This window comes from Streptococcus mitis (genome assembly GCF_047459985.1).
Classification (GTDB): Bacteria; Bacillota; Bacilli; order Lactobacillales; family Streptococcaceae; genus Streptococcus; species Streptococcus mitis_DZ.
Genome location: NZ_JASHHD010000001.1, coordinates 36,676 through 54,908 on the forward strand (window position 1 = coordinate 36,676; position 18,233 = coordinate 54,908).

An 18,233-nucleotide genomic window follows, 5' to 3' on the forward strand; every position below is an offset into this window, starting at 1 on the left:
TTTCCTTATGATAAATCTTTTTTCAACAATTGGTAAAAATCTGCTAGAGATTTCAATTCCTTTGAAGCCTTCATCTTAGCTTGGTAGTCTTCCTTGTGACTTAGTAAGTGAGACAGCTTCTCTTCCAAACTATCCAAGGTCAAATCGCTCTCTTGAAGCTCTTCTGCATAGCCTTTCTTTACAAAGTAGGCTGCATTCTCAATCTGGTCACCACGACTTGCTTCACGCCCAAGTGGTACAATGACATGTAATTTTGCCATGGCCAAGAGTTCAAAAATCGTATTGGCACCACCTCGTGTCACAACAATATCAGCCAATTCCATCAAAGGTTGATAGAGATCAGTCACATAGTCAACACGAAAGAGATTTTGGCTCAACTCGTTCAGGCTAGAATCTCCAGTTAAATTGATAATATTGTAGCGCTCTGTCAGTTCTTTCTTATGGTCTGTCACCAATTGATTAAAGACACGAGCACCTGCAGAACCACCGACAAACAGCACCGTTGGCAATTTTGGATTAAAGTGGGTTTGAATATCCACCAATTCATCGGGTTCAGGAGTTTTTTGGTCTGAAACCTTGGTCACTGCTCCCACATGCTCAACCTTAGACAAACTTGAAGCCTGCTCAAAGGTTGAATACATCTTCGTCGCAAATTTATAGGCAATTTTATTGGCCAAGCCCATAGATAGGTCCGATTCGTGAATAAAGACAGGAACTCCTGACACACGCGCAGCGATGACTGGCGGCACAGAGACAAAGCCCCCCTTTGAAAAAAGGGCCTGTGGACGAAGTCGCAACATGATAAAGAGCGATTGGACAATTCCCCAACCAACTTTAAAGACGTCCAGCATATTTTGCCAAGAGAAATAACGACGCAATTTCCCAGTCGCAATGGAGTGGAAGGTGACATCTAGACCCGACTTGAGGATTTCTTGGTGTTCTATTTCGTGTTTATCACCAATATAGTGAACTTCCCAGCCATCTTCTATGAACTTAGGCATTAACAAAAGATTGAGGGTGACATGTCCAACCGTCCCCCCACCTGTAAAGACAATTTTTTTCATATTATTCCTTTAACTCCGCTACTGTGTCGATAAAGAGGTCGCCACGTACTTCAAAGTTAGCATACATATCCCAGCTAGCATTTGCAGGACTGAGAAGGACTACATCTCCTTGAGTCGCAAGCTCATAGGCCTTGCGGGTCGCATCTGCAATATCTGTCGCATCTACATAAGTCACACCAGCCTTCTCTGCTGCCCGTTTGACACGTTCTGCAGACTGACCGAGGATGATCATCTTCTTGAGCCCAGTAATATCTGGAACCAATTCATCAAACTCATTGCCACGGTCCAAACCACCTGCAATCAAAATGACCTTGCTGTTGTCAAACCCTGACAAGGCTTTTTGAGTAGCCAAGATATTGGTTGATTTGCTATCATTATAGAATTTGACACCCTTAATTTCATCTACAAATTGGAGACGGTGTTTGACACCACCAAAGGCTGAAAGAGTTTCTTTGATGGTTTGGTTGTCTACACCACGAAGCTTGGCTACAGCAATAGTTGCGAGGGCATTTTCCACATTGTGGCTACCTGGAACACCGATTTCACTTGCTTCCATGACCACTTCCCCACGGAAGTAGAGTTGACCATCTGCTAGATAGGCTCCATCAACCTTTTCCTGTGTTGAAAATGGTATAACGGTAGCTTGTGTTTTAGTAGCCAATTCTTTTGCCAAGTCTTGGTTAAAGTTCAAGACAAGGAAATCAGCCGCTGTCATCTTGTTCTGGATATTCCACTTGGCTGCTACATATTCCTCAAAAGAACCATGGTAATCGATATGAGTTGGCATGAGGTTGGTAATAACCGCAATCTCTGGATGGAATTCTTGAACGCCCATCAGTTGGAAAGAAGAAAGTTCCATGACAAGCGTGTCCTTATCTGTCGCTGTTTGGGCCACTTGACTGGCAGGATAGCCGATATTTCCTGATAAGAGACCATGTTGACCGGCAGCAGTCAAAACTTCCCCAATCATGGTCGTTGAGGTTGTTTTTCCATTTGAACCTGTGATACCAACAATCGGTGCTTCTGAAATCAAGTAAGCCAATTCTACCTCAGTCAAAACTGGAATTCCCTTGGCCAAAGCCTTTTCAATCATGGGATTGCTGTAAGGGATACCTGGATTTTTCACCATAAGAGCAAACTCTTCATCCAAGAGTTCCAAAGGATGGCCACCTGTGATAACCTTGATCCCTTCTTCCAACAAACTTTGCGCAGCTGGATTGTCCTCGAAGGGCTTCCCGTCATTTACTGTCACAATGGCACCTAGCTTGTCCAATAAACGAGCTGCAGATTCACCAGACTTGGCCAAACCTAAAACAAGGACTTTTTGATTTCTAAATCGATCTATTACTTTCATGTCTCGAACTCCATTTCTACTCTTACTATTTTACCATTTTTATGGAAATAAAAAAGCCACAAAGTGTGTTTGTGACTCTTTCTTCTAACTGATAATCTTCGAAAATCAAATTCAAACCGCGTCAACGTCGCCTTGCCGTACTCAAGTACAGCCTGCGGCTAGTTTCCTAGTTTGCTCATTGATTTTCATTGAGTATAAATCTTGCCATATCATCTATGTGATAAATCGGTAACTCGAATAACTTGGTCCACTTGCTCCCAAATAAGAGGATTGTGGGTCGCAATAATAATGGTCCGATTCGGATTTTTTAAAGATTCTAGGATAGAAAGTAATTCCTCAGAGTTTTTGGGGTCTAGCGAAGCAGTTGGTTCATCTGCAAGAATCAAAGGCGGATCCTTTAAAATGATCTTCGCTAATGCAACACGTTGTGCTTCTCCTCCTGATAACTCAAATATAGGTTGCTTTAAATCCAAATAGGATAGGTTTACACGATTTAGAGCTTGTTTCATCAAAGAGATTTTCTCTTTTTCTTTCAACTTTTTACCAACTAAACCCAGATTGAGATTCTCTTTGACGGTCTGGCTTTCAATTAAGCCAAAATCTTGAAATAAATATCCCAAGTAATCTCTAAAGAAAACAGAGGGCTTAATGTCTTTAAGAGAGGTGCCATCATAGATGATTTGCCCTTTGTCATATGGCTCTAATCGTCCAATCATATTCAAGAGTGTTGTCTTACCACAGCCACTTGTACCTATTAAGGCATAAATTTTCCCACCTTCAAAATGAAGATTAGTATCTGAAAATAGCTGACGGCTTCCAAACTTTTTAGATATATTCTTTAGTTCAATCATCCTATTTTCCTTTCATAATTGTCATAGAAACACGAGATTCTTTCTGTGCTTGACGGTAAAGCGTCAGAACTGCACTAACTAGAAAGACTAATAAAGTGAGTAAGCCAATTACCCAGTCTCTACTGCGTAAAATAAAGAGACTAGCACCAAATACAAAACTGGCAAATTGACTAACCATATACTGAGCATGCGTTTCAAAAAATCGTAAACCTGAAATTCGTTTAATCAAGATATCTCGACGGAATTGCTCGAAATATAGAAGATTGACAGAATAAAAGAGTAACAAGGAACTGGCTATCCCCACAATAGCTCCTAAGATTAAAGTTGCTGTTTCAGTTTGTACTTCATTATAACGAGTTAGATAAACACTTCTTCCTTCCTTAAGATAGGATACTTGCTCATAAATTCCAGCTTCCTTAAAGAGAGCTAGTCCACTCTCATATCCTTTGATAAAGAGTTGCTTTCCAGCATTGATAGACCAACTAGATTTTGAAATGAAACTATCACCTGTAGATGTAGGAGTGAACACAACTAAAATCGGATCGGTTAAGTACTGAATGGATACTGGACTTTCACCGTTATTATAAACAAATCGCTTTTCTCCTGTTGGAAGATAGCTAACAACAGCTCTCATTTCATAATCTAAAGGAGCGTTTTCATCCTCGCTTGATTTTCCGTAGTTGTTCAAACTTTCTTCAAAAACTTTCTTAAGTTCTGCTTCCTGTGAACGAAGAGATTCTGGTAATAAGAGTCCAAATTCCCCTTTTTGAAGATGAGCTAGTTTCTGTCTAGTCTCATCATTTACAGTCACATTTTCCTTGTCCAAATAACTTGGACTGACATAGAGAACATTCGCATCTGGACTATAGGTATCCAGTGTTTCCCCTTTTTCATTTTTTCCTTGAGGATTTGCAAAATGAATGAGATTATCTTTTACAAATAGAGCCTGTTCTTTTTCAACTGCTTCTTTGGAAAATTCATACCACTTATTCAGATTTTCTGTATCTTTTCCTCTATCACCTAAACCAAAAGAAATTTGATAATAATCTGCTCTATCCTTCCATGCTTGTTTTGAGATTTCAAGTTCTTTCAATCGTTGGTAAGACGTCAAACCCGTCTTAACAGCGTAGCCTACTGTAAAAACAGCTACTAACTGACACAATAGGGTTAAAGCCATCAAGCGTTTAAGGGGTAATCTTCCCTTAATAACGGGAACTAATGCTTTGTAACTCAAACTCATTAGGTAAAGGAGCATTAGTAAAATTGAAATCCCCAATAAAAACAAAAGATAGAAACTAATCCCAAAACCATAGGTAGCTAACAAGATAGGATAAAACAAACCTTGGCTAAAAAGAACGACTCCCCCACCTAGGAAGGAAAGGAGGGCTGATAGAAGGAGCCACTTGATATCAGTAGATAAAGAATGCCCCATGATGGATAAGAGAGTCTGACCAGAAAAGAGTTTTATACCCGCTACTCTCATTTCCTTAATCCGAGTGATAATCACTAAAGCAAAGAATGATAAGCCAAATATTGCTAAACTAATTAAAATAAGTGGATTTAGTAAAATTCGAAAAGCAAGAGAATAGGGAGGTGTCTTTCGGTCAGCAACTGCTTTATAACCCAAATCTCCTAATTTATCGGCTAGCTTTTCTTTCGTCAAGGAGCCTGATAAAATGAGATAACTATTTAGCGGATCACTACGTTCACGACTTTCTTGACTGGCTTCTTGGAATTCTTTTGGTAATGTTCCCTGACCATAAGTTGCATAAGTAAAGTGAGTCGTCCCATCCTTACTCGGCTCTACAATTCTTCTAGCTATTAAACTCTGTTCTGAGTTTACAAACTTCTCTAATTCCTGTTCAAATACCTCACGTGTCGGTTCCTGAGTATCTTTTTTGACACGAAGTAAAGAAACGGAATCATAGCTTGCATATAAATATTGTGGCGCACGTAAGACAATAATCCAAGCAAAGAAGAAGCTGAGAAAAAAAGTTGACAATAATATGAATAGTTTCTTCATAGTAGACTCCTTGTATAAGAGAATAACCCTATAGAAAAAGATTTATACTCTTCGAAAATCTCTTCAAACCACGTCAGCTTTATTTGCAACCTCAAAGCTGTGCTTTGAGCAACCTGCGGCTAGCTTCCTAGTTTGCTCTTTGATTTTCATTGAGTATTATCTTTTATAAATCCTTAGAATTATTTCCCTAGTTTAATCCATCACACCCTGAACACCAAGACAACAAGTTTAATCCTCTCTTATTTTGAAATCGGTTTCTTATGACATAAATATATCACTTTCTATATAACCTGTCAACATTTTTTACTAAGATATCATTAGTAATAAAATTTTACAGTTCCCTTAAAAATAGATATCGCTAGCGGTTTTTATTCAAGCTTTTCCCATTCATATTATCTGAGTAAAATAGATGATGTTATAGTAATACTCTTCAAACCACGTCAGCTTTATCTGCAACCTCAAAGCTGTGCTTTGAGCAACCTGCGGCTAGCTTCCTAGTTTGCTCTTTGATTTTCATTGAGTATAAAAGGCAATTCAAACTATTGTAAAATTTCTACAAAAAAAGAGAGCCAAAACTCTCTTTTTATCTTCTTTTACTTTTACTGACCGACATGAGGGTAATATCTCGCAAGCTAAAATATGCTAGAAAGAGCATGGCGATTGCGATAAAGAATTCTGTCGGTAGCTGAAAGATTTGCAGGACAGACAGCATCAGCAAAATCAAAAGTGCTACGAAAGCAAAGACTACAAGAACGATATTGACTGTCCCTTTAATGCTTTCTGGTGTCGCAAATACATAGAGTAGTAATAAGAGGATTCCTATGATTAAATAAACCATCTTTATCTCTTTCTAGCTCTTATTCAGCTGATTTTTTCTTCTTGTTAGCTTTCTCACGCTCTGCCTTGTTAAGGATTTGTTTACGCAAACGGATAGACTCAGGCGTTACTTCCATGTACTCATCGTCGTTCAAGAACTCAAGAGACTCTTCAAGTGTCAAGATACGAGGAGTCTTGATTACAGCTGTTTGGTCCTTAGTAGCTGAACGAACGTTAGTCATTTGTTTCGCCTTAGTGATGTTAACTGTCAAGTCATTTTCACGAGAGTTTTCACCGATAATCATTCCTTCGTAAACCTCAGTACCTGGGTTAACAAAGATCGTACCACGTTCTTCGATAGACATGATTGAGTAAGTTGTAGCCTTACCAGCATCGATAGAAACAAGGGCACCACGGTGACGACCACCAATTTCTCCTGGAATCAATGGCAAGTATTGGTCGAAGGTATGGTTCATGATACCGTAACCACGAGTCATTGACAAGAACTCAGTTGAGTATCCAATCAAACCACGCGCGGGAACAAGGAAGACCAAACGAGTTTGACCATTACCAGTTGAAATCATATCCAACATTTCACCCTTACGTTCAGAAAGGCTTTGGATAACAGACCCTTGATATTCTTCTGGAGTGTCGATTTGTACACGTTCAAATGGCTCACATTTAACACCGTCAATTTCTTTTACGATAACTTCTGGACGAGATACTTGAAGTTCATATCCTTCACGACGCATTGTTTCGATCAGGATTGACAAGTGCAATTCTCCACGCCCTGATACAGTCCATTTATCTGGTGAGTCAGTTGGCTCAACACGAAGAGAAACGTCTGTTTGCAATTCTGCTTGAAGGCGCTCTTCTACCTTACGTGAAGTAACCCATTTCCCTTCACGACCAGCAAAAGGTGAGTTGTTAACCAAGAAGGTCATTTGAAGTGTTGGCTCATCGATGTGAAGAACTGGAAGAGCTTCAACTGCGTCTGTCGGAGTGATGGTTTCACCGACAAAGATATCTTCCATACCTGATACGGCAATCAAGTCACCAGCTTTGGCTTCTTGAATTTCACGACGTTCCAAACCAAAGAAACCAAAGAGTTTTGTGACACGGAAGTTCTTAGTTGTACCATCCAATTTAGAAAGGGTAACTTGGTCCCCAACTTTCACACTACCACGGAAGACACGACCGATACCGATACGGCCAACGAAGTCATTGTAGTCTAAAAGTGACACTTGGAACTGCAAAGGCTCATCTGAGTTATCTACAGGAGCTGGGATATGGTCGATAATTGTGTCAAAGATTGGCGCCATAGTAGCTTCTTGGTCAGCTGGATCATCTGACAATGAAGAAGTTCCGTTGATAGCAGAAGCATAGACCACTGGGAAATCAAGCTGGTCATCATCTGCACCAAGCTCGATAAAAAGTTCCAAGACTTCGTCCACTACTTCAGCTGGACGAGCTGATGGTTTATCGATTTTGTTAACAACAACGATTGGGACAAGATCTTGTTCCAAGGCTTTTTTCAATACGAAACGAGTTTGTGGCATTGTTCCTTCGTAGGCATCTACAACCAAGACAACACCATCAACCATTTTCATGATACGCTCAACTTCTCCACCGAAGTCCGCGTGTCCTGGTGTATCCATGATGTTGATACGAGTTCCGTTGTAGGCAACAGCTGTATTTTTAGCAAGGATGGTAATTCCACGCTCTTTTTCGATATCGTTTGAGTCCATAGCACGCTCTGCCAATTCAGTACGTGCATCTAAGGTTGATGATTGTTTCAATAGTTCGTCAACGAGGGTTGTTTTCCCGTGGTCAACGTGGGCGATAATCGCAATGTTACGGATATCTTCTCTAAGTTTTGTCATGATTTCCTCTATAATATTCAAAATTTATTTTCTAACTGAACGATTATACCATAATTTCAAGTAAATAACATAATTCAAGCAAGTGTAAATGTTTTCACTCCGCTTTTCTTTTCACGTCAAGCCTTTTCAAAGCAGGCGACTTATGATAAGATAGGCACAGTATGCGTTTAGATAATTTATTAGCCCAAGAAAAAATCAGCCGAAAGGCCATGAAACAAGCCTTACTCAAAGGGGAAATTCTAGTCGATGGTTGCTCAGCCCGCTCCCTAGCTCAAAATATCGATACAGGACTACAAGAACTCCTTTTTCAGAATCGAATCATTCAAGGCTATGAACACACCTATCTTATGCTTCATAAACCTGCTGGTGTCGTGACAGCCAACAAAGACAAGAAACTCCAAACCGTCATGGATCTCCTTCCGCCCGACATCCAGTCTGACAAGCTCTATGCTGTCGGCCGACTGGACCGAGATACGACTGGCCTCCTCCTCTTGACCGATAACGGACCCTTGGGCTTTCAGCTCCTCCATCCCCAATATCATGTCGATAAAACTTATCAAGTTGAGGTTAATGGACTTCTAACACCTGACCATATCCAAGTCTTTCAAAAGGGAATTGTCTTTTTAGATGGCACTATCTGTAAACCTGCAAGACTAGAGATTCTATCTGCAAGTCCTTCCCACAGTCAAGCCTCTATCACCATTTCAGAAGGAAAATTTCATCAAATCAAGAAAATGTTCCTCTCGGTTAGTGTCAAAGTGACCTCACTCAAGCGCACCCATTTTGGGCCTTGGAGTTTGGATGAGAATCTAAAAGAAGGAGATTATCGACCCCTAAACTCGGAAGAATTAGAAATCATTCGTGAATTTCTCAGAAAAAGTGGTTAAAAAATGAGCTTGGAAACATCCCAAGCTCGTTTTCTTATTTCTCAACTTTGACTTTCCCTTTCCAAGAATCCAAACCATAAGAAAGGATATAAATCTCAGAAAAACCTTGTTTTTTCAAGTAAAGGGCCGCATTTGTGACACGTTGTGCACGTTGGTTTTCGTAGAGAAGGACAGGTTTATCTTTACGAAGGGCTGCAAGACTAGTCTTCAACTGGCTTGAAGGAATATTGCGGGCTCCAAGGATATGCTTTCTGTGGAATTCAGCTGGGTCTCGCAAATCAATCAATTGACCTGTCCGAATCAAGGCTTCAAACTCCTCATTGTCTACGATTTTAGCCGCACGTCGAATACGCAGATAGTTAAAGCCCATCCATGCCAACATTGCTAGTATAAGTGCCCACAAAATCCAAGTAACCATTAGTTCTTTTCTCCATTTTTCTCAATATAATCCAATTCTACCTTGTGCTCTCTGCGAAGAACCGCTTCTGCTTCTAGATAGTCTAGTTTGTCCATCAACCCTGCATCGTAAATTCGAGAGAGTTCCAGCTTCATCAGCTCAATATCATATAAGCGTTTTCCCATGTAAACAATAATACCAAATCGTTTGAGGAATTGCTGCACATCATAGAATGTTTTCATAAGACTCATTCTAGCAAAATTTTGTGTTTTTTTCAAGAAGAGACTCACACAGGAAGTATCACAGAAATAATTAAAAAAGCTGTACCTTCTGCAATTTTTTAATCTGGTGGAAAATAGCCCAACTGCTCAGCGATATGAATTGCCTCCTGCCTGTTAGTCACTCCCAATTTTGAAAAGATATTGGACAAGTGATTGGAAACTGTACGTTTACTCACATAAATCCTTTCACAGATATCATCAATAGTCAAGCCATTTCTAACCAGTTCTAGCATCTCGATTTCTCGTGGTGTTAGCACCTCTACCATCACTTCATCTGAAAAGACCTTATCACCTAGATAAATCTTTTCCAATTTTTTTACCAACTCATCTGGGTTCATACTTTTATCCAGAAATCCATAAGCTCCCATAGCTTTAGCTCGGTGTTCATACATTTTTTTGCTGTAACCTGTCAAAATCACAACCTTACTAGAACAACCATTGTCGATAATCTCTTGTGCCAAGGTCAGCCCATCATCTTGATACAGACTCGTCAGGTTGATATCAATCAAAATAATGTCGTAGTCATTAAAAGCAATCTCCGAGATAGTCGAAAAATTATCCACTAACTGGACCTTTTTAATGTTTTCCGATAACTCTAAAATCATCTTGATACTTTGGCTAAATAATTTATGATCATCAATTAACAAAATTTTCATAACACAACTCCTTATCAATCGGGAGAGTAATTTCTACACGAAATCTCTTATTATTTTCAAAAATCTGCATCTGACCACCTAAAACACTAATTTTATTAGACATATTTTTCAAGCCATAACCTAAGGATTTTTCTGTTTGAAGGCAGTCATTTTCAGAAATGATAAAAATAGCGTCATCATGCACATCAATCTTCAAAGAAATCGTTCCACCACTAGCGTACTTAACGGCATTGGTCGCCAACTCCTCAACCAGACGATAGGCAATTTTATCGTAAGGAGATAAAAGCCTAAAGTGGGCAGGAAACTGTGTGACGACTTCATTTTCTGCGTGATAGCGCTTGACAATCCGATTAATCAGCCCTTGATACTGGATGTCTAACTGCTCGTCTGTTTCTACCATTGGCTGATAATAATCCATCCGCTCACGAATCCGCTGAACCAACTCCTCTGTCACCAGATTGATCTGTTCACCAAAAGCTTGATTGCTACTATATTTATTGAAATTTTTTATTGCCATCACATTTTGCAGGATTTCATTGTGAAGAAATTCGGAGAACTGTTGTTCTGTGTCTTCATTTGCCAGCAGATTTTTCACCATACGGTTACGCTTTAAAAAGAGAACTTTTACATAATCCCTAGAATCTAGCATTTCAGCAGAACGAAAAAGGCGAATCAATTCTTCCGAACAAATCCCGAACAATAGTAACATGATATTCAAGACCAAAAAGCTCGTATTTAAATCTAGACGAAAGATGATGAAAATGCCTACTAACAAAAACAGAACCAGTAAAAACAAGCGTGAAAAAGCTTTTATATAGGACAATTTTAACTCTGATACCTTTTTTTGAAGAGAGTTAATAATTGTTTTGAGATGCAAAAAAGCAAGTATTCCAATAATCTCAAGATACCAGACTAGGTTCATCACTCCTGAGCCCCTCGTATTGATATACAAAAAGAAATAAGAAAGAGGCAATATTAAAGCTAATATCCACAAATTTCGTCTCTGATACTTGAGTTTACTTTTCAACTCTTTATGATATAAAATCAGTAAAATCAAGGGAACAAGGTTTAAAAAGAAAGACGCAAACAAGGACAGAAATAGAAAAATTGAAGGACTTAACAGATATGAACTAATGGTGATTAGTGTCAACACAAAGGACACACTCAACAGTTCTTCTCCTATTTTCTCTCCCAGAAAGATAATAGACAGAGAACTATACACCAATAAAAAAGAGTTGAGCGGATGAAGAATATCAAAAAAGTGCAACAGGGTGCTCGCAACTCCTTGATTAAATATGGATTGCCAGCTAATGAGAAACATCATCAGGAGCAACCAAAGTTTCAACTCACTATACCGAAAGGTCACAATATTACAAATATAGCTAAATACAATTAAAGCAATAATCAGCAATAAAACCATCTGCAAGGAAAAATCTGTCGAAAAGTCCAGAGGAATCCTATAATAAATATAAATCATTAAAGCTAGATGATTAAAAATCGTCAACCACCACAATAAAAGTGAGTTTTTCGAGAGCGATTTGACAAACTGTTTCATATGTATCCACTTCCTGAACTACTTTAATATTATTATAACACAATACCAGAATTGTCGGATAGGCAACTCTGGTATTTGACTTAATTTTCAATAATTTGCCAACTTACTCTGTAAGTCACTAGCAAGTAAAGAACAAAGAGTAAAACCGCTACTCCCAGATAGGTGATATCAATAGAAATGCTGGTATTAGCGAAGTTCTCAAAATAGCCCAAAAGAGCTGTACTAAAGGCAAGTGCTAGCGGACCTGCGATAACCAACGGAACCAAGAAATAACTTAGAATCTGTTGCAAAAGAATAAAGCGATTTTGCTTTCTCTTGTTCCCAAGAAGGTATAAGATTTGATAATCATTAACACTATCCAAAGCACTTGTAGAAGTTTGAAGGGACAAAATACTGAGGGAAATAATGATAAAAATAACACTAACAAAAATCATGACAAAGACAATGACGCCCATAAATCCAAGGTAAACCTCAAAAATACTTCCTTTCGTTTGATAGGTGAACGAATTCAACTCTGCTCCATCACGAGTGAAGTAGTATTTTTCAATCCACTGACTCAAGAATGTTTCTACTTCCCGTTTGTCAATGTTTTCTTTGAAATTGGCAACATAGGTAGTGTGGTCTTCCGTCAATCCAACTACTACCTTATCTGGTACAATCAAGGTTCCTGCGTCATTTAGACCTACTGAAGATAAAAAGTAAACTGTTTCAAGTGGCTTTGAAGAGGCAAGGTTGAGAGAATGACCGTTAATCATGAGGGTTTTGGTCGTTGATAGAAATTCCTGAATCTGCTTGGCAGTTCCTTTATAATTGGCATTGACTAGAAATTGGTCTTCTGCTAAGTCAACCGCTTTTTTCCCTTGCAGTTTGCGGAGGTGATTGTAGGCAGAAATTCCTAAAATCGGTACTTTTGATTCAGGAAGTTTCTTATCATGCTCCCAGAGATTGCTGGTATCAATCAAATCTTTATAGATTACATCACTAGAATAGCTAGGATAGCTGTACTCCTCTTTGATGAGGTTAAAGTCAAATCCATCTGCTTTCAATCTGTCTTTGACAGATTCCTGAGAAAATTGAAACTCTTGACCACGGTAGAGATTGACAGTTACATCATAAGGTGAGTATTTGTTCAGCTCTCGGTTCATAGTCGTATAGGCACTACCACTAAAAACGAGTAAGCTGAGAGCCAGTGTCAAGGTCAAGGATAAGACAGCCAACGTGACCGAATTACTATCAGCTTGTTTTGAAAATTGACGGATTTTAAAAGTGTTTAGTTTGTTATAGTAGGTTTGAGGCAGTTTTCTAAGGGAGACCAAGATAAAATGGCTCAAGGTATTGTAAAATAAAATCACAAAAATCACGAAGACAGATACCAGCAAGATACCCCAGCTTTTCAAGAATGATAGATGGTGATAGTCTGAAAAATAGAGAGCACCAAAACCGATAACAGCTGTCGAAAGAATAAAGAGAAGTACTTGAAGAACTGGCTTGCCTTTTGCCAAGACAGATTTCTTGACCCCATTTTCTTGAATGAGTGCAATGATATTTTGCTTTCTAAAAGTGATAATGTCCATAACACCAACAATAAAACTGGTTACCAAATAGGAATAAACTAGTAAGATGACAGACTTACTATCAAAGAAAACCAGATTACCAAAGTAATTAGCCATGAAAAACTCAGATGCAATCTTAGCTAGAATGACCAGTAAGATCACTCCAAGAAAGAAACCTAGAATCAAAGAAAAGATATTGACCAGCATGGTTTCAAAGAACAGGGTACGGATAATCTGCTTCTTCTTCATTCCCAGCGTTGCATAAAGTCCCAACTCTTTCTTGCGCCGTCCCAGCACAAAATTTGTGGCGTAAACGATGAGAAAGGCAATCGCCGATAGAATCAGATAGGAAAGCAAACCCATGTACTGGCTCATCACCGTCGTCAACGTTTCCTTTGCTCCTGATAAACTTTGCATCACTGGATGGCTTGGTAAAGCATTAAAAGCGTAGAGCAAGCTATAAATCAAGGTCAGACTGAAAAAATAGATGGTATAGGTCTGTAAATTTCGAAATACATTTCGTAAAATCAATTTTGGATACATACTTTCCCCCTCCTATCTGGTACGGCTGTATATCTCTTGCAAATACTCTTCATTAGATAAGCTGTTACGTTTCAAATCATCCATAATCTTTCCATCACTGAGTAGCACCATCCGTGAGGAATACTTTGCTGCAGCAGGGTCGTGGGTGACCAATAAAATGGTGATCCCAAAACTTTTATTGATTTCCTGCAAAAGTGCCATCAGTTTTTCAGAATTGGCAGAGTCCAAGGCTCCTGTCGGCTCATCTGCGATAATCAGTTTAGAATCATCAATCAAGGCTCTAGCAGTTGCCACACGTTGTCGCTGGCCACCTGATAACTGATTAGGAAACTTATCTTTTAAGTTTTGGATGGCCAACTTATTCAAAATTTCCTCAATCTTATCCTGATGTTTTTTGATATTTTTCCCCTGAATTTGAAGAGGTAGAACGATATTTTCATAAACTGTCAAGGTTTCCACCAAGTTGTAAGCTTGGAAAATATAGGAAATGTTTTTAGCACGATAGTCAGCTAGTTCATTTTCCTTGGCATGGATGATGTCAAAATCTTCAAATCGAATCTCACCTGATGTTGGTTTATCAATCGTTGAAATACAATTGAGGAGTGTTGTTTTTCCACTACCACTGGCTCCCATAATTGCCAGAAATTCACCTTTTTCAACGGACAAGTTCACATCTGATAAAGCATAAACGATATTATCCCCTTGACCAAATGTTTTTGTTAATCCTGTCACGATAAGCTGTTTCATCATTTCATTCCTCCGTTTCTTTATTACTCTCTCATTATACGGTTTCTTTCAAGGTTTTCCATGAGTATTTTGTGCAACATATTCAAGTTATAAAAAACCGATGCCTTTTTCAGGTATCGGTTGATGTTGATTATTTGCGATCGTTTCTTTTTTTCATAAAGTAAACAATCCCTATGACAACAACTCCTAAGACCAGTACAGGTGCATAGAAATCTAGTGTTCCAATAATTCCTTCCATTTTATCCTCCTGTCAAAAAATAGAGAGTTTTATCCACAGCGCACGTTTGACGAAATACATTCATAAGAATATGTAAATCACCAACCACCGCGCCCCTGTGCTGTTAATCTAACAGCCGTACGCCACCCAGCAGCAGATTTACCATCCAATTCTTAGCTATTAATTTCCATAATCCAAAGAATCAATCTCAAAGTTGTCTTGTTTTATTTGTCTTTCTCCCCGTAAATATAACACCAAATCAAAATGTTGTCAATGTTTTGTAATAAAACACTAGAATTTTCCTTTTGTTTTATCTAACAGCGAACATTATTTCTCGTACACTCATAGAAATAGGTGAAACACAATCCACAGAGACCTGCTAGTGTCATTTTAAAAGCTGTGTACCACTAGCTTCTGATTGCCCGGAAAGTTCTTGGTTTTCAACCTCGAAACTTAAAGAATCAATCTCTGAACGATTTATATTTTTAGCCATAAGGTTGCCTCCTTCCTTCTTTTAGATGATCATCTTTACAGTAACTAGTATAAACTCTAGTATTGGCTAAGTAATGAGTAAATCGTGCAAGTTTCTTATTTTCGAGGAAAATTTTTAATCTTATTTACTAAATGATTTAGAAGTTTCTTCTTAACTACTTTACAGAGACCCACACACTCCCCCTGATTTTCCTATCTTCTTTGGCGATTCTGACGCAAGTGTGGTACAATAAAAACATGAGAATTCAACAATTACATTATATTATCAAAATCGTCGAAACAGGCTCCATGAATGAGGCAGCCAAGCAACTCTTTATCACCCAACCCAGTCTTTCTAATGCTGTGAGAGATTTGGAAAATGAAATGGGCATTGAGATCTTTATCCGCAATCCCAAGGGTATCACCTTGACCCGCGATGGAATGGAGTTCCTCTCTTATGCCCGTCAGGTTGTCGAGCAGACCCAGCTTCTGGAGGAACGCTATAAAAATCCTGTCGCCCACCGCGAACTCTTTAGCGTTTCGTCTCAGCACTATGCCTTTGTAGTCAATGCCTTTGTTTCTCTACTCAAGAAAAGTGATATGGAAAAATACGAGCTCTTCCTTCGTGAAACTCGTACTTGGGAGATTATCGACGACGTCAAGAACTTCCGTAGTGAGGTCGGTGTCCTATTTTTTAACAGCTACAACCGTGATGTTTTAACGAAAATGCTGGATGACAACCACCTCCTGGCTCATCATCTCTTTACCGCCCAACCGCATATCTTTGTCAGCAAGACCAATCCTCTGGCAAAGAAAGATAAGGTCAAACTATCTGATTTAGAAAACTTCCCTTACCTCAGCTATGATCAAGGAACTCACAACTCCTTCTACTTTTCAGAAGAGATTCTCTCGCAGGAATACCACAAAAAATCTATCGTAGTCAGCGACCGCGCCACTCTCTTTAACCTCTTGATTGGTTTGGACGGTTATACCATTGCGACAGGGATTTTGAACAGCAACCTCAACGGAGACAATATCGTTTCTATCCCACTGGATATTGATGACCCAATTGAGCTAGTCTATATCCAGCATGAGAAAACCAGCCTATCCAAGATGGGCGAACGCTTTATCGACTATCTACTAGAAGAAGTCCAGTTTGATAGTTGAGAAATGATAAGAACCAATATGTAGGCTAGCAACAACCTACGTATTGGTTCTTTTTTACTTATAATTAAAAGTTTCCCCTGCCAACTTATCGGTTATCTTGGGAAAGAGGGTATAAAACTTATGGGCTAAGTTCAACAAAATCGGAAGATTGAGTTCTCGTTTGTTTTTTCCTATACACTTAACAATCTTTTTAGCCACTATATCTGGTTCTAGCAGGAAGCGGTCAACCGATTTGAGATAGGTTCCATCTGGATCGGCCTGGTCAAAAAATCCTGTACGGATTGGTCCTGGATTAACCGTCGTCACGTAAACACCGTAGGACATAAGTTCTAGGCGCAGAGCATTTGAAAAACCAATGGCCGCAAACTTAGTCGCTGAGTAAAGGCTGGACTTGCCAGTAGCGATCAAACCTGCCATGCTGACGATATTGATGATATGGCCTTTTCGGCTTTCCTTCATACGAGCAGCAAGGCGACGAGATAGATTCATCAAAGCAAAGGTATTGACCTCAAACATCTGGTGAATATCTTGGTCAGAAATCTGGTCAAATTCCTCGAAAATCCCGTAACCAGCGTTGTTAATCAAGACATCAATCTTGCCATAGCGGAGATAGAGGTCTGCTACCAGAGTTTCTAAGGCTGAATCATCGGTAATATCGATTTCTATCAATTCTGCATGGGGATGATTTCCATAGAGTTGGGCTAATTTTTCCTTATTTCTACCAAGCAAGATCAGCTGGTCTTCTGGTAAAAGTTTGACCATTTCTTGGGATAGACCACCACTAGCTCCGGTAATAAGAATAGTAGGCATACTTATCCTTTCTCAATCTGTTAGATTTCCACTTCTTCCAAGTCTTTGACCACATGCACATTTTCAAAAATTGTGGCAGCGTCTTTCTTGAGTTTGCTGATATCTTTTGAGAGGAAACGGGCGCTGATATGGTTGAGTAGGAGGCGTTTGGCACCTGCTTCTACTGCGACCTCTGCTGCCTGCATGTTGGTCGAGTGACCATGATTGCGAGCAATTTTTTCATCACCCTTGCCATAAGTAGACTCGTGGACTAGGACATCGGCATTGACAGCCAGACGCACACTGGCATTGGTTTTGCGGGTGTCTCCAAGAATAGTGATAATCTTACCTGGACGTGGCGCTGAGATATAGTCTGCTGCCTTGATTTCAGTACCGTCTTCAAGAACAACATCCTGACCGTTTTTGATTTTTCCAAAAAGAGGGCCAAATGGGACACCAGCATCCTTGAGTTTTTCAGCATCCAAAGTCCCTTCTAGGTCCTTTTGCATGACACGATAACCAACACAGAAAATAGTGTGGTCCAACTCCTCTGCATACACCGTGAATTTATCGGTCTCAAGGATTTTCCCTAAAGAATCTTGGTCAAACTCATGAAAATGAATACGGTAGGGCAAACGAGAACCTGACACACGTAGACTGGTTAAGACAAATGATTTGATCCCTTGCGGTCCATAGATTTCCAAATCTGTCTGCTCTTCATTGGCCTGAAAAGCACGACTAGAAAGGAATCCTGGCAGGCCAAAAATATGGTCTCCATGCAGGTGTGTAATAAAGATTTTACTGACCTTACGTGGTCGAATTGTGGTTTCAAGAATACGATTTTGCGTCCCCTCTCCACAGTCAAAGAGCCAAACTTCGTTAATCTCATCCAAAAGTTTCAGGGCGAGACTTGAGACATTGCGGGCTTTAGAGGGTTGACCAGCCCCCGTTCCTAAAAATTGAATATCCATTCGATACT

General features: G+C 39.4%; 17 protein-coding genes. 2 read left to right on the forward strand and 15 right to left on the reverse strand.

Features of this window, described 5'->3' with window-relative positions; genetic code table 11:
• Window positions 1–5: 5 nt before the first annotated feature.
• The 6 genes from QM959_RS00210 to typA all read right to left on the reverse strand — a co-directional run bounded on the left by QM959_RS00210 (window position 6) and on the right by typA (window position 7,991).
• Window positions 6–1,064: a UDP-N-acetylglucosamine--N-acetylmuramyl-(pentapeptide) pyrophosphoryl-undecaprenol N-acetylglucosamine transferase gene (locus QM959_RS00210; protein ID WP_414370624.1), complete on the reverse strand. Its 1,059-nt coding sequence runs from the start codon at window positions 1,062–1,064 to the stop codon at window positions 6–8.
• Window position 1,065: 1 nt separating this feature from the next.
• Window positions 1,066–2,418 carry a UDP-N-acetylmuramoyl-L-alanine--D-glutamate ligase gene (gene murD, locus QM959_RS00215; protein WP_414370625.1) on the reverse strand — a complete coding sequence of 451 codons (1,353 nt, stop codon included), beginning with the start codon at window positions 2,416–2,418 and terminating at the stop codon, window positions 1,066–1,068.
• Window positions 2,419–2,627: 209 nt separating this feature from the next.
• A complete protein-coding gene (locus QM959_RS00220; RefSeq protein ID WP_000571283.1) occupies window positions 2,628–3,269 on the reverse strand; it encodes an ABC transporter ATP-binding protein in 642 nt (213 codons plus the stop codon).
• 1 nt (window position 3,270) lies between these two features.
• Window positions 3,271–5,292 (reverse strand): bacteriocin-associated integral membrane family protein, encoded by a 2,022-nt coding sequence (locus QM959_RS00225; RefSeq protein WP_414370627.1) that lies wholly within the window; start codon window positions 5,290–5,292, stop codon window positions 3,271–3,273.
• A gap of 583 nt (window positions 5,293–5,875) precedes the next feature.
• Entirely contained in the window at window positions 5,876–6,130 is a 255-nt protein-coding gene (locus QM959_RS00230) for a DUF3165 family protein (protein WP_261030631.1), read from the reverse strand.
• Between the two features lie 19 nt (window positions 6,131–6,149).
• Entirely contained in the window at window positions 6,150–7,991 is a 1,842-nt protein-coding gene (gene typA / locus QM959_RS00235; protein WP_414370629.1) for a translational GTPase TypA, read from the reverse strand.
• Window positions 7,992–8,152: 161 nt separating this feature from the next.
• On the opposite strand from typA, the gene QM959_RS00240 reads away from it, so the two are divergent.
• Window positions 8,153–8,878 carry a 16S rRNA pseudouridine(516) synthase gene (locus QM959_RS00240; RefSeq protein ID WP_414370631.1) on the forward strand — a complete coding sequence of 242 codons (726 nt, stop codon included), beginning with the start codon at window positions 8,153–8,155 and terminating at the stop codon, window positions 8,876–8,878.
• A gap of 34 nt (window positions 8,879–8,912) precedes the next feature.
• On the opposite strand, the gene QM959_RS00245 is transcribed toward QM959_RS00240, so the two are convergent.
• The 7 genes from QM959_RS00245 to QM959_RS00275 all read right to left on the reverse strand — a co-directional run bounded on the left by QM959_RS00245 (window position 8,913) and on the right by QM959_RS00275 (window position 14,848).
• A complete protein-coding gene (locus tag QM959_RS00245) occupies window positions 8,913–9,296 on the reverse strand; it encodes a rhodanese-like domain-containing protein (RefSeq protein ID WP_000259257.1) in 384 nt (127 codons plus the stop codon).
• Window positions 9,296–9,565 carry a YqgQ family protein gene (locus QM959_RS00250; protein ID WP_000051787.1) on the reverse strand — a complete coding sequence of 90 codons (270 nt, stop codon included), beginning with the start codon at window positions 9,563–9,565 and terminating at the stop codon, window positions 9,296–9,298. The genes QM959_RS00245 and QM959_RS00250 overlap by 1 nt, the downstream gene beginning before the upstream one ends.
• Before the next feature lie 50 nt (window positions 9,566–9,615).
• The gene (locus tag QM959_RS00255; RefSeq protein ID WP_414370633.1) at window positions 9,616–10,212 is read right to left on the reverse strand and encodes a response regulator; all 597 of its coding nucleotides are present in this window, start codon (window positions 10,210–10,212) and stop codon (window positions 9,616–9,618) included.
• Window positions 10,193–11,767, reverse strand: a complete 1,575-nt coding sequence (locus QM959_RS00260; RefSeq protein ID WP_414370634.1) for an ATP-binding protein — start codon at window positions 11,765–11,767, stop codon at window positions 10,193–10,195. Before QM959_RS00260 ends, QM959_RS00255 begins: the two co-directional genes overlap by 20 nt.
• Before the next feature lie 80 nt (window positions 11,768–11,847).
• Window positions 11,848–13,863 carry an FtsX-like permease family protein gene (locus tag QM959_RS00265; protein WP_414370636.1) on the reverse strand — a complete coding sequence of 672 codons (2,016 nt, stop codon included), beginning with the start codon at window positions 13,861–13,863 and terminating at the stop codon, window positions 11,848–11,850.
• A 12-nt stretch (window positions 13,864–13,875) separates the two neighbouring features.
• Window positions 13,876–14,610 carry an ABC transporter ATP-binding protein gene (locus tag QM959_RS00270; RefSeq protein ID WP_078238523.1) on the reverse strand — a complete coding sequence of 245 codons (735 nt, stop codon included), beginning with the start codon at window positions 14,608–14,610 and terminating at the stop codon, window positions 13,876–13,878.
• 130 nt (window positions 14,611–14,740) lie between these two features.
• The gene (locus QM959_RS00275) at window positions 14,741–14,848 is read right to left on the reverse strand and encodes a QVPTGV class sortase B protein-sorting domain-containing protein (RefSeq protein ID WP_020901952.1); all 108 of its coding nucleotides are present in this window, start codon (window positions 14,846–14,848) and stop codon (window positions 14,741–14,743) included.
• A gap of 708 nt (window positions 14,849–15,556) precedes the next feature.
• Here QM959_RS00275 and QM959_RS00280 point away from each other — a divergent pair.
• Window positions 15,557–16,465 carry a LysR family transcriptional regulator gene (locus QM959_RS00280; RefSeq protein ID WP_001222582.1) on the forward strand — a complete coding sequence of 303 codons (909 nt, stop codon included), beginning with the start codon at window positions 15,557–15,559 and terminating at the stop codon, window positions 16,463–16,465.
• A gap of 54 nt (window positions 16,466–16,519) precedes the next feature.
• Here QM959_RS00280 and QM959_RS00285 read toward each other — a convergent pair whose 3' ends face one another.
• Entirely contained in the window at window positions 16,520–17,275 is a 756-nt protein-coding gene (locus tag QM959_RS00285; protein WP_414370639.1) for an SDR family NAD(P)-dependent oxidoreductase, read from the reverse strand.
• A gap of 20 nt (window positions 17,276–17,295) precedes the next feature.
• Window positions 17,296–18,225: a ribonuclease Z gene (gene rnz, locus QM959_RS00290; RefSeq protein WP_414370641.1), complete on the reverse strand. Its 930-nt coding sequence runs from the start codon at window positions 18,223–18,225 to the stop codon at window positions 17,296–17,298.
• Window positions 18,226–18,233: the final 8 nt, after the last annotated feature.